The organism is Lentibacillus juripiscarius (assembly GCF_042685205.1).
GTDB classification, from domain to species: domain Bacteria; phylum Bacillota; class Bacilli; order Bacillales; family Amphibacillaceae; genus Lentibacillus; species Lentibacillus juripiscarius.
This window is the reverse complement of the sequence record NZ_JBHUNA010000007.1, coordinates 29,766-42,938: the sequence shown is the minus strand read 5'-3', so window position 1 is coordinate 42,938 and position 13,173 is coordinate 29,766. Positions and strand designations below refer to the sequence as shown.

10 protein-coding genes are annotated in these 13,173 nt (G+C 47.9%); 7 read left to right on the top strand and 3 right to left on the bottom strand.

Annotation, left to right across the window (positions count from 1 at the left end):
* The first annotated feature begins 3 nt into the window (after window positions 1–3).
* The 3 genes from ACFSUO_RS04275 to ACFSUO_RS04265 all read left to right on the top strand — a co-directional run bounded on the left by ACFSUO_RS04275 (window position 4) and on the right by ACFSUO_RS04265 (window position 3,726).
* Window positions 4–1,884, top strand: coding sequence for an ABC-F family ATP-binding cassette domain-containing protein (locus ACFSUO_RS04275; protein ID WP_382391416.1), 1,881 nt, complete (start codon window positions 4–6; stop codon window positions 1,882–1,884).
* A 106-nt stretch (window positions 1,885–1,990) separates the two neighbouring features.
* A complete protein-coding gene (locus ACFSUO_RS04270; protein WP_382391414.1) occupies window positions 1,991–2,962 on the top strand; it encodes a DMT family transporter in 972 nt (323 codons plus the stop codon).
* 92 nt (window positions 2,963–3,054) lie between these two features.
* The gene (locus ACFSUO_RS04265; RefSeq protein WP_382391412.1) at window positions 3,055–3,726 is read left to right on the top strand and encodes a hypothetical protein; all 672 of its coding nucleotides are present in this window, start codon (window positions 3,055–3,057) and stop codon (window positions 3,724–3,726) included.
* A gap of 179 nt (window positions 3,727–3,905) precedes the next feature.
* Here ACFSUO_RS04265 and ACFSUO_RS04260 read toward each other — a convergent pair whose 3' ends face one another.
* The 3 genes from ACFSUO_RS04260 to ACFSUO_RS04250 form a co-directional block, all read right to left on the bottom strand.
* Window positions 3,906–4,145, bottom strand: a complete 240-nt coding sequence (locus tag ACFSUO_RS04260; RefSeq protein WP_382391410.1) for a hypothetical protein — start codon at window positions 4,143–4,145, stop codon at window positions 3,906–3,908.
* A gap of 26 nt (window positions 4,146–4,171) precedes the next feature.
* Window positions 4,172–5,512: a CoA-disulfide reductase gene (locus ACFSUO_RS04255; protein WP_382391408.1), complete on the bottom strand. Its 1,341-nt coding sequence runs from the start codon at window positions 5,510–5,512 to the stop codon at window positions 4,172–4,174.
* Window positions 5,513–5,634: 122 nt separating this feature from the next.
* Complete coding sequence (locus ACFSUO_RS04250) at window positions 5,635–6,969, bottom strand: sodium-dependent transporter (RefSeq protein WP_382391406.1); 1,335 nt, start codon at window positions 6,967–6,969, stop codon at window positions 5,635–5,637.
* A 210-nt stretch (window positions 6,970–7,179) separates the two neighbouring features.
* Between ACFSUO_RS04250 and ACFSUO_RS04245 the strand changes: the two genes are divergently transcribed.
* From ACFSUO_RS04245 to ACFSUO_RS04230, 4 genes are all read left to right on the top strand, one after another.
* A complete protein-coding gene (locus tag ACFSUO_RS04245; protein WP_382391404.1) occupies window positions 7,180–8,361 on the top strand; it encodes an aminotransferase class I/II-fold pyridoxal phosphate-dependent enzyme in 1,182 nt (393 codons plus the stop codon).
* Window positions 8,358–10,025: a thiamine pyrophosphate-dependent enzyme gene (locus ACFSUO_RS04240; RefSeq protein WP_382391402.1), complete on the top strand. Its 1,668-nt coding sequence runs from the start codon at window positions 8,358–8,360 to the stop codon at window positions 10,023–10,025. Before ACFSUO_RS04245 ends, ACFSUO_RS04240 begins: the two co-directional genes overlap by 4 nt.
* 30 nt (window positions 10,026–10,055) lie before the next feature.
* Window positions 10,056–11,552, top strand: coding sequence for an aldehyde dehydrogenase family protein (locus tag ACFSUO_RS04235; protein ID WP_382391400.1), 1,497 nt, complete (start codon window positions 10,056–10,058; stop codon window positions 11,550–11,552).
* A 371-nt stretch (window positions 11,553–11,923) separates the two neighbouring features.
* On the top strand, window positions 11,924–13,096 hold the full coding sequence (locus ACFSUO_RS04230) for a saccharopine dehydrogenase family protein (RefSeq protein ID WP_382391398.1): 1,173 nt from the start codon (window positions 11,924–11,926) through the stop codon (window positions 13,094–13,096).
* Window positions 13,097–13,173 lie beyond the last annotated feature (77 nt).

Below are 13,173 nucleotides of genomic sequence, written 5' to 3'. Positions count from 1 at the left end.
AACATGCTTACAATCGATAATCTATATAAATCATACGGCGAGAAAACGTTACTCAATGGGATATCCTGCATGATAAAGCCGCACGATCGAATTGGGCTGATCGGTGTGAATGGGACAGGAAAGTCAACATTTCTGAAAATCATCGCTGGCATTGATACTGCTGAACGTGGTTCCATCAGCCATGCCAAAGACTACCGGGTGGAATACTTGGCACAAGAGCCTGACCTTGACCCGGATCTGACGGTCATGGAGCAGATTTATTATGGGGACGCGGCCATCATGAAGGTGATGCGCGAATATGAACAGACGCTTCTCGATCTCCAGCATGCACCCGGCGATGAGGCGATTCAGGAAAAACTGCTTGCGAAACAGCAGCAAATGGATGAATATGAGGCATGGGAAGCCAATACGGCCGCTAAAACGATACTTACCAAATTGGGGATCACTGACTTCAGCCGGCATGTGCGGGAACTATCGGGTGGCCAGCGGAAAAGGGTGGCGATCGCCAAAGCATTGATCCAGCCTGCCGATTTGCTCATTCTTGACGAGCCGACCAACCATCTTGATAATGAGACGGTGGAATGGCTCGAACATTATTTGACATCGTATAAAGGTGCACTATTGCTTGTTACACACGACCGTTATTTCTTAAATCGTGTTACCAATCAGATTTTTGAACTTGACGAGGGCAATTTGTTCACTTATGAAGGAAATTATGAAGTATTCCTGGAAAAGAAGGCAGAACGAAAAGCACTGGAGAAAAGCTATGAGGAGAAGCACCGCAGCATGCTGAAGAAGGAAGTCGCCTGGTTGAAGCGGGGACCAAAAGCCCGTGGCACCAAGCAAAAAGCACGCATTGACCGGGTTGAAGAAATGAAGCAAAAAGAATATGCTTCCGAATCCCGTGATGTGTCCTTTGAAGCAGGATCAGCCCGGCTCGGGAAAAAAGTGATGGAACTGGAGGGCATTGCCAAATCCTATGATGGAAAGCAACTGCTTGAGGACTTTAATTTCCTTATAGTGCCGGGGGATCGCCTTGGTATTGTCGGTCCGAACGGTTCAGGCAAATCAACGCTATTGAATATCATGGCTGGTCGTGCGGAATCGGATCATGGTCATGTGGAAACAGGTCCGACGGTTAAGATTGGTTATTACACGCAAACGGATGAAGAACTGGACGGCAGCAAACGGCTTATTGACTATATTCGGGAGACAGCTGAGGTCATTCAGACAAAAAGTGGCGATGAAATCACGGCAGAACAGATGCTGGAACGATTTTTATTTTCCAGGTCCGAACAGTGGAACTATATCCGTAAACTGTCAGGTGGCGAGAAGCGGCGTCTTTATTTATTGAAAATCCTAATGGCTGAGCCGAATGTACTGCTTCTCGACGAGCCGACTAATGATCTGGATACACAGACATTGGGTGTCCTGGAGGAGTATTTGGAGCAATTTCCGGGTGTTGTTATTACGGTATCACACGATCGCTATTTCCTTGACCGTGTTGTCGACCACATGCTTGTCTTCAAAGAAGAAGGGCAAGTGGAACATTTCTACGGCAACTATCACGAATTGCTGGAACATGAAAAACAACAAGCACAGGAACAAAAACAAGCAGAACCGAAAAAAACACCCAAAAAGCCTGCTCAGAAAAAAATGTCCTACCATGATAAAAAGGAGTGGGAAACGATTGAGGATGACATAACTGAATTGGAAACCCTCATCGAAGGACTGCAGGACCAGATTGCTAATGCTGGAAGTGATGCCGGAGCGGTGCATGACTTATATAAGGAACAAAAGGAACGGGAACAGGAACTGGAAGCCAAACTGGAACGCTGGGAAGAACTTTCTCTGCTGGCAGAGGAACTGGAAAACAGGCAATGACCGGAATGAATAAAGATCGGCCCATCCTTTTGCAGCCCGGCATTGGCAGGATAATGCCGGGTGTTGTATGTACGCTTTACCACGGATCAACAGGAGATGAATCACGATGAAGAAACTATTGACGACTAGATGGGCAGTCATCAGCATTGCTGTTTTCTGTTCTATTTTATGGGGGAGTGCCTTTCCGGTATTAAAGGTAAGCTATACGGAACTGCAAATGGCAGCAGATGATGTCATTGCGAAGATTGTTTTTGCTGGGATACGCTTTTTGCTGGCCGGGCTCATTTTATTGGTCGGCATGGCGTTAATACGTCCGAAAGCATTGAAAGTTACCCGGAAGCAGGTGTTGGTGCTGACGATTTTTGGTATTGTCCAGACCTCACTGCAATACTTTTTCTTTTATAACGGACTTGCCAATACATCGGGAATGCAGGGTGCCATCCTCGTGTCCAGTGGAACGTTTTTCACGGTGCTGCTGGCGCATTTCTTTTACCGGGATGACCGGCTGAACTGGGCGAAAACAATTGGGCTTGCTGCAGGATTCACTGGCATTGTCGCAGCCAACTGGGGAGAAGAGTTTCAGTTCAGCTTTCAACTGACAGGGGAAGGATTTATGATCATGGCCGCTTTGACAGGTGCAATCGGTACCATCATGGCCAAAGAGCTGGCTGTTGGCATTCACCCGTTTGCCCTGACCGGGTGGCAGCTAACCATTGGTGCCAGTCTTATGCTTATATTCGGCCTGCCCCAGATGGAGCCTGGCGCAATGGTGTTTACTCCGCTTGGCTGGGGGCTGCTTTTATATGCGGCCGTTCTGTCAGCAGTCGCGTTTGCCTTATGGTACTCCCTGCTGAAATACAATAAAGCAGGCGAAATCAGTATTTATAAATTTATGACACCGGTATCCGGAGCCATCCTATCAGCGATGTTCATTCCAGGCGAGAACCTGACCATCATGATACTAGGTGCACTCGGGCTTGTGGCTGTAGGAATCATGGCTGTTAACCGACAGCGTGAAAAACCGCTGCAGCAGGAAAATGCGGTCGAGTTGAAAGAAAAGGCAGAAAGCAAGGCATAAATTTGTGTTTTCACTAAAATTATGTTTAATTTATATGGTATGATGGAAAATAAAAAACGATATAATGTTTGTATATAGAAGGAGGTATCATCATGAAGTTATTTCAGGTCAGAAAAGGGCAGTTCGTTTATTATAAAAACGAACTTCACAAAGTATATTCCGTGAAGCCAATGTTCAAGCAATCCGTTCACTTGTACCGACTGAAAGACATGCAGCAGGACATAACAAGTGCGCCTAACATTGAACCGTGCCGGCCAAAACATCATGATACATTCATTTTTTACGGCAGACGGTATACAATCGATAAGAATAAGAAGCCTGAAACTGGTGACTACATTCTAATTACGAAACCGGCACCTGACTTTCTGGATCATTATTCCTTGAACGAAATTGAAAAAGTCGACAGCGTGGAAGATGGAAACGTGGTGACGACCAGGGATAATGGAGTTAAACATAGTGAATATGTTGTCATGGTTCCAGGCAAAACGGAAGACAGCGAAGATATAGCATATTATGACAAAGCACTTGTATCCGAGGCACAGCTCCAGGAGGACGAAACCGTTGGCCTTTCGGAAGAGAATGATAACTTTGATGGCCCAGTTGTCGGCGACATTTATTATGATGCCGAAAATAATGTAAAAGCAATGATTGTAGCGATGACGGACGATGAAGTCATCTTCGGTCATCAGGTGAGAGCACATGTGAAAGACTTGATGGATGAGAACAAATACAAACTGATTTACCGCTTTGAAGAAGGATTTTAAGAGTAGCTCCTGAAGGTTTTGCTTTCGGGAGCTTTTTTGTGTAGGTTTTTATCGCATACCGTTTGATTGACTGCCCTGAGCGGTTGATATTCCAGCCACACCGGTCGATTCTCCGCTGCAACCGGTTGATATTCCAGCTACACCGGTCGATTCTTCGCCGCAACCGGTTGATACTCCAGCTACACCGGTCGATTCTTCGCCGCAACCGGTTGATATTCCGGCCACACCGGTCGATATTCTGCCGCAACCGGTTGATATTCTGTCACATCGGTCGATACTCCGTCGCCACTGGTTGATATTCTAGTCACTCCGGTTGATATACTGCCGTAACCGGTTGATACTCTCCGCAAATGGGTTGATGTTACCGAATCCAATCTGTCCTCTTTTTCTTCTCCTACTAAAAAAGGAACACCAGCCACACAACAAGAGCGGCTGGTGCCTATATCTATTCCAGCATGCTGGAAGCTTTATAACCAATAATGTTGACCGGGTCTTTCGGTGATGAATAAGGCGGTGCGTAGGCAAGCTCTAAATCGGATAAGTCGCGTACGGTCAGTTTGCCTTTCATGGCGGTAGTCAGTACTGCAAGCCGCTTATCAACGCCATCCTTGCCGACAACTTGTGCTCCGTACAGCGTTCCATCCTGCGCACCAAACAGCAGCTTTATCATAAGTTTCTCTGCACCTGGATAATACCCGGCGTGGGAGCGTGCTTCGTGTTTCACTTCCCGATAGTTGACTCCCAGTTCGTCCAGTGAATACTTATTTTCGCCGGTCGCGCCAACAGTCATGTCAAACACTTTGAAAATTGCCGACCCTTGTGTTCCGCTGTAAGCAAGATCTGAACCATTTAAATGACTGGCAATGATAAATGCCTGGCGGTGTGCCGGCCATGCAAGCGCAACATGCCGAGGTGTCTGGAACTGGCGGTCATTTGTCTCCACCACGTCACCCAAGGCATAGATATCCGAATCGTTTGTCTGCATAAATTTATTTACCTTAATGGCGCCGGTTTCGCCGATTTCCAGTGAACTGCTGACAGCAAGCTCTGTATTCGGTTTAATCCCCGCGGCCAGCAATGTCATGTCAGCCTGGACACTTTTTCCACTGGACAGGTGCAAGACGGCTCCATTATCGGAAAAAGAAGCAAGCTCCTCATCCAGCAGGAGCTGTACCCCTTGTTCCTGTAAATGATCTTCAATGGTTTTTGCCATATCTTCGTCAACCAGTTTGGCCACTTGTTTTGACCGGTCAATGACGGTGCAGTGAATGCCGATTTCCTGCAGATTTTCCACCATTTCCATCCCGATAAATCCAGCACCAATAATCGCACATGTTTGTGGTTTATGAGCTTCAATATACTGATTTATTCGGTCCATATCCGGAATGGTGTGCAATGTGAACGTCCGGTTTTTGTTCATTCCCTTAAAGGATGGCATAACTGCCGTGGCCCCGGGGGATAGAATCAGCTTGTCATATGTTTCGTGATGTTCACCCGATTCATGCTGGCAGGTTACCTGTTTTTGTGACCGGTCAATTGCTGTAACTGCTGTGTTTGTTTGGATATGCACATCGTATTTTTGGGAAAACTTCTCTGTGTCAACGAGCAAATGATCCCGTTTTTTCACGGCTCCGCCGATATAGTAGGGCATTCCGCAATTGGAAAACGCGATATGCTCGCCTTTATCAATGAGCAGAATCTCCGCATCCTTATCCTGTCGCCTAAGCTGTGCTGCAACGGTTGCACCACCACCAACGCCACCAACAATGACAATTTTTCTAGCCATGCAAATTACCCCCTTGAGGTAGAATCCCGATATTTGAAGTGAAAATCCCGAAGTTCACAAGAAAAATCCCGATGTTCACATTAAATTGCCCGAAGTTCACAGGAAAAATCCTGATGTTCCCATTAAATAATCCCGAGTGAATACAGAAATACAACTAGGATGGTGATAGGAGTAACCCAGCGCATAATCTGAAACCAGACCTGGAAACTTCCTGCTCCCAAACTGCTACTGCTTAAAAATTCATTCTGCATCAGGCTGCGGTCCATTTTTAAGCCGATAAACAGGGCGATTAAAAAGCACCCTCCAGGCAGCATAATGTTGCTGACAAGAAAGTCACTGGCATCAAAAACAGTCAGCCCGAAAATTTTGAAGTCTGCCAGAGTATTGGAGGATAAGGCAGCCGGGATTCCGGCAATAAAAACAACAAGCCCCGTCAGCCAGGCAACTTTGGTCCGCGAACGGTCTTTGCCAGCTGTCATTGCTGCGGTTATGATTTCCACCATACTGAATGCTGACGTAAAGATAGCGAACAGGAATAACAGCAGGAATAAACTGAGAAATACCTCACCCATCGGCATTTGGGCGAATGCTGCCGGAAGCACCATGAACAGCAGCCCGGGCCCTTCCGCAGGTTCCAGTCCGAATGAAAAGACAACAGGAAAAATAGCCAGTCCGGCCAGCAGTGATACAAAGATATTCATAATGGAAACAGATATTGCTGAAAACGGCAAGCTTACTTCTTTTCCCAGATAGGAACTGTACGTTACCATCACAGAAATACCTACTGCCAGCGCAAAGAATGACTGCCCAAGCGCATATAGTATCCCTTCGGCAGTAATTTTTGAGAAATCAGGTTTCAAAAAGAATGCCAATCCCTCCGCTGCTCCTGTAAAAGTTACAGAACGGATAACCAGGACAATAAAAAAGATGAACAATAATGGCATCATGATTTTGTTTGCTCGTTCAATCCCGTCTTTAATGCCAAACGATACGATCAGAATAGCGATTGCCAGAAACAGTCCGAGCCCGGTAATGGATATCAGCGGACTGCCGGTAATCGTACTAAATAATTGTTCATAGTCTGCCCCCGGTGAAATGACCGTACCTGTAAGAGACATGCCTGCATAAATGAGCACCCAGCCACCGACAACACTGTAAAACGACAGAAGAATGAATGCACCGGCCACCCCCCAGCGGCCAATGATGGACCAGCCAGTCCCTGGAGCAAGTTTCTTGTACGCGGTGACCGCCTCCTGCTGAGCTCCTCTTCCAATAATAAATTCCGCAATTAAAAGCGGAAGGCCGATAATCAATGTAAAAGCGATAAACAGAAGGAAAAAAGCGCCCCCGCCGTTCATCCCAGTCATGTAGGGAAATTTCCAAATTGCCCCAAGGCCGATAGCAGCACCGGCCGATGATAAAATAAAACCAACTTTCGTTGACCATTGTTCACGCATAAAGAATATATCCTTTCTATCAAAACATATGCCATATTATATACTATTTCAGCATCTTACTACAATTTCACAGGCAAATTTAGTAACCTCCGACTGTTTTTTGTTGAAATCTGTATATTATCAACAATTGCAATTTTTTTATTGCTGATTTATACTTGTAACAGACAGATATGAAATGGCATTTCAAATACTGAAATAGGGGGATGCTGCGTGTCTTTTGCCTCAGTCAAGGTGAAAAATTTGCCTCCATATTTATTTTCGTCGTTTCAGCAGAAAAAGAAAGAGCTCGAAGCCGATGGGGTGGATGTAATCGATTTGGGTATTGGCGCACCGGATCTGCCGGCACCTTCTTTTGTCGTTGACCGGCTTGCTGAGGAAGCGAAATATGCCGCCAACCATCGCTACTCCACCTACAGCGGATGTGCAGAATTTCGGGAAGCGGTCGCTCATTTTTATAAAAGTGAGTATGATGTTGACCTGAATCCGGAAACAGAAGTACTCGCTCTTATTGGTTCCAAGGAAGGTATCGCGAATCTGATGCATGCGGTTATCGATCCCGGTGATACGGTTCTCGTGCCAGATCCGGGATATCCAGTTTATCGGACAGCGGTGCAGTTGGCCGGCGGGGTAAGTTCTCCATTGCCGCTTGATCATTCAAATGGCTACGTCCCGCTGTATGAACAGGCTGGGCAGGACGTGATGAACCGGGCAAAAATGATGCTTTTGAATTATCCGGGGAATCCGACAGCTGCTACTGTAAAATTCGACACTTTTTTGGAAGCGATTGCAAAGGCTGCGAAACATGACATGCTTCTTGTACACGATGCTGCTTACGACATGATTACGTTTAACGATTATGAGGCACCAAGTGTGTTGCAGGTGCCTAATGCCAAAGATCGTGCAGTCGAATTCGGGTCACTGTCGAAAAGCTTCAATATGACTGGGTGGCGGATCGGTTACGTTGTCGGCAATGCGGAAGTTATCAAAGCACTGGCAACACTTAAAAGCAATATGGATACGAGTCAGTTTTTGCCGATTCAAAAAGCGGCAGCGGCTGCACTAAGAAGTAACTTTTCAGCGGTGGAGGAACACAACAGAATTTATCGTGCTCGCATGGAGAAATTGCACTCAGGATTTCGTGAATTAGGCATTCGGGCAGACAAACCAAACGGCACTATTTTTCTCTGGGCACAAGTTCCTGACGGCTATTCATCCATGGAATTTGCCGACAAATTACTGAATGAGGCTGGTGTGATTGTGACTCCCGGCCATGCATTCGGCTCACGTGGTGAGGGGTATTTCCGGGTTGCGCTCACCGTTAGCGAAGACCGGCTGGATGAGGTGGTCGCCCGAATGAAAAAACTGGACATAAAGGAGGGGAGTCGCCCATGAGGACTGCGGAGGCAGCGCGGCGAGCGAAGACGATGACAGCGGCACAGGCCATTGTCGAATGCATGAAAATAGAACAAGTGCGCGATGTGTTCTGTGTACCGGGAGAAAGTTATCTTCCGTTATTGGATGCACTTCATGATGAAGAATCCATTCGGCTCATTTCTGCCAGACATGAAAGCGGGGCAGCATTTATGGCGGAAGGGTATGCAAAGTCCAAATTGAAGCCCGGTGTTGTGATGGCTACAAGAGGGGTTGGTGCGGCCAATTTGTCCATTGGCGTACATACGGCATATCAGGATTCTTCACCAATGGTCGTTTTCCTCGGTCAGGTGCACAGCAAATTCCGCGGCCGGGAAGGGTTCCAGGAAGTCAATCTGGACAGGTACTTCGGCCACATCGCCAAGTGGGCGGTGGAGGTCAACGATGCGGACCGGATGCCAGAACTTGTGCAGCGGGCGTTCCGCATTGCGCAGACCGGTCGGCCGGGGCCGGTGGTAGTTTCCCTGCCGGAAGATGTTCTCCCGACTGAAGCGGCTATGTCATTCGGCCCGGCCACTGTCAAACCCAAGCCGGCACCATCACAGGAGGAGACGGACAGGGTGGAAGAACTGCTTAGTAAAGCAGAAAAGCCGCTCATCATCGCAGGTGGAGGCGTAAAAAGCGCCCAGGCTGAAGATGCACTTGTAACGTTTGCGGAAGACTTTCATTTGCCTGTCATTGCCGCATTTCGCAGGCATGACGTGTTTCCGCATGATCATCCATTATACGCCGGGCACTTGGGACTTGGAACCAATCCGAAGATACTGGAAACCGTGGAGGAAGCGGATCTAATCATTGCACTCGGCACCCGCTTGTCCGAGGTCACGACGCAGGATTATAAGATCATCACAGCCGATAAACAGCTGATTCATATTGACATCAGTGTCGACACCATTGGAAAAGTTTACAGCCCGGATGTCGGCATTACAGCGGATGCAGGAGAAGCACTAAAGAAATTTTCTGGAATGGAACTCCATCTCCACTGGAAAAATTGGGCTGATGCGCGCTGTAAAGAATACGAGCGTGCCAGCAGCCTGGATGTTTCAAAGAATGATGTCATTAATAAACACTTGCTGGCCATTTTGGATAGCAAGCTGCCGGATGATGCACTCCTGACCAATGATGCCGGCAACTTCGCCGGCTGGCTGCATGCGTATTATAAGTTTACAAAACAACATACGTATGTCGGCCCGACGTCCGGTGCAATGGGGTACGGGATGCCGGCAGCACTTGGGGCAAAGCTGGCTATGCCGGATAAGCCGGTGGTTGCACTGTCAGGGGATGGCGGTTTTATGATGACAGTGCAGGAATTGGAGACAGCCGTCCGCTGCCATATTCCGGTCATATGTATTGTATTTAACAATAAAATGTATGGAACGATCCGCATGCACCAGGAAATGCATTACCCGGAAAAAGTTATTGGCACGGATTTAGGAAATGTTTCCTTTGCTGATTTGGCGGCGAGCGTTGGTGCAGACGGTCATACAGCGGAATCGCCTGAAGAATTTACCCAGGTGCTTGAAGCGTCGATTAAAGCTGATCGGCCGACGGTTATTGAAGTGTTTACGGATAAAGAACAAATCTCTGTTTCATCCACGATTACCCAAATCCGTAATCGTGTTTAACAATAAATATCAATACAGGAGGAATTTTGCATGGCTAAAACACTGCTTGAAGCAAAGAAATTGAACAATTTTATTGATGGAAATTGGGTGGAGACGAATGAAACGGCTGAAGTGATCAATCCGGCAAACGGGGAAACGATTGTACATGTTCCGCTCTCTGATAGCGGTGCCGTCGATACAGCAGTTGAAGCAGCGAAGAAAGCGCAGAAGGAATGGGCGAAGGTTCCCGCACCACAACGGGCAGAAGTGCTATTTGAAGTCGGCAATAGGATGAAAGAACGGAAAGAGCGGCTTGCACAGCTTTTGACCATGGAAAATGGGAAGGTACTGGAAGAAGCGCGCGGGGAAGTGCAGGAAGGCATTGATATGGCCTTTTACATGGCTGGAGAAGGCCGTCGCCTGTTTGGCCATACAACACCTGCAGAGCTGCCGAATAAATTTTCCATGAGCCAGCGCTGTCCGGTCGGTGTAGTTGGTATCATCACCCCGTGGAACTTCCCAATTGCCATTGCTACATGGAAATCATTCCCGGCGATCGTTGGCGGCAATGCCGTTATTTGGAAGCCAGCGACAGAAACGCCGATTATGGCGCATGAATTGGTGAAGATTTTTGAAGAGGCCGGCCTGCCAAAAGGTGTCCTGAATGTGGTGTATGGCAAAGGATCGGCAGTTGGTGATGCGATGGTGCACCATGATGATATCCGGGTTATTTCATTCACTGGATCCAATGATACCGGGCGTAATATTGCCAGTGACTGTGGGAAGCAATTGAAAAAAGTATCTCTGGAGATGGGCGGAAAGAATGCCATCATTGTCATGGATGACGCAGATCTGGACCTGGCCGCCGAAGGAATCATTTGGAGTGCGTACGGCACAAGCGGTCAGCGCTGCACAGCGGCCAGCAGAGTGATTGTTCACGAAGATGTGAAGGAACGCTTGGAGGAGCGGCTGCTTGCTGAAATCGAGAAGCTGACCATCGGTGACGGTCTTGACGAGGCGAATAAAGTCGGTCCGATTATTAACAAAGCCGGCTTGGAAAAAATTCAAAGATATATTCAGATTGGTAAAGAAGAAGGCGCTAAACTGGTTGCCGGCGGCTATGTGCTGGAAGACGGCAACCTCGCCAAGGGGCATTACTTTGCACCGACATTGTTTACCGATGCGACACCGGATATGCGCATTTCCCAGGAGGAAATTTTTGGCCCGGTCGTCTCTCTGATTCCGGTTAAGAGCTTTGAAGAGGCGATTGAAGTGAACAACGGTGTTTCATACGGACTGTCCAGCTCCATTTTCACAACGGATGCCAATCGTGTGTTCCAGGCACAGCGCGACCTTGATACAGGTATTGTTTATGTAAATGCTGGTACAACCGGAGCGGAAATCCACTTGCCATTCGGCGGTACAAAAGGAACCGGTAATGGTCACCGCGATTCCGGCGTACAGGCACTGGACGTGTTCACCGAGTGGAAAGCCGTGTACGTGGACTACAGCGGCAAACTGCAGCGTGCACAAATCGATACCGAATAAGAGGCACGAAACAACGTAACGGCCCGGCGACAGGGAACTTAAGTCCGGGAGCTTTTTTGAAGGGATCAGGACCGGACGTTCCCGTGCCTGGCGGGAAATATTCTGTACAAGTGCGTGTTCAAAAAGGAGGATAAAAAGGACCGGCAGGCTAAGTTCGCGACGTCCTGTCGCAACGCCTGCACTAGCACGTCCTGTGCGTCGAAAGTTCGAGGCGACGTAGTTTCGAGCATAAGGAAAGCTACCCTGAACTGCATCGCACGCAGGAAAAGCGGTTTTCTTTTCCAAGGAGCGGAGAAACAAGTCAACGAAGAAATTCGATGTGTCATTTTTACCGGACTTTTTGAACAACCTATACAAGGAGTGGTGACTATATGAAAATAGGTGTACTGGGATCAGGACTGATGGGCAAAGAAGCAGCAAGGGATCTAGCTGCAAGTGAAGGTGTGACGGCAGTAGGGCTTGCCGATATTGATTTTCAGCGTGCACAAGAGGTCTGTCATCAGTTGAATTCTCCTAAACTGACAGCCTATCAGGTGAATGCCAAAGATAAGCAGGACCTGGGAAGCTATATGCGGCAATTTGATGTGATCATTAATGCATTATTTTATTCCTTTAATGAAATTGTAGCGGAGACCGCAATTGAGGTAGGCGTTCATTCCGTCGATCTGGGCGGACATATTGGTCATATTACGGATAAGGTGCTGGAGCTGAAAGAAGACGCGCAGGCAGGTGGTGTTACGCTTATTCCTGATTTGGGCGTTGCTCCCGGCATGATCAATATTTTGTCTGGTCATGGGGCAAGTAAACTGGATGAACTGGAAGAAATCAAGCTGTACGTCGGCGGGATTCCCGTCCATCCAGAGCCACCGCTTGAATACAATCACGTTTTCTCAATGGAAGGTGTTTTCGACCATTACACCGACCCAGCTCTGATTATCCGTGATGGCATCAAGCAGGAAATCGCGTCATTGAGCGAGGTGGAGCGTGTCCATTTTGAAAAATACGGCCCGCTTGAGGCGTTTCATACATCAGGTGGTACATCCACCCTATCCATATCTTATCCAAATCTGAAAACACTGGAATACAAAACGATCCGCTACCCGGGGCATGCGGAGAAATTCCAGCTGCTCGTCGACCTGAATTTGACACGAGCGGATCACACGGTTGATGTAAACGGTGAACAAGTTAGCCCGCGAGATGTGTTTCTGAAAGTGCTGGACCCAATTGTGGAGCTTGGTGACAAAGACGACGTCGTGCTGCTCCGGGTGAAAGTTGGCGGCGAAAAAGCCGGCAGTCCGGAAACACATGTATTTGAAATGACAACGTATAAAGACAGAGAAAACAATGTCACAGCGATGGCACGGGTCACAGCCAATTCCATATCCGTGGTGGCACAGATGATTGCAAACGGAACAATCTCGAAACGAGGCGTGTATCCGCCTGAACAGATCGTTCCGGGCGATGCCTATATCAGCGAAATGGCCAAACGTGGTGTGAACATCTATGAATCGGTCAGCGAAACAAAAGCGCACGTTAAAAGCTGACAATGGGATCGGGGCTGCTAGTGGACAGCAGCCTCTCCCGTCCAAATGATTGAGGCAGGCGGCAAGGAGAAGTAGAG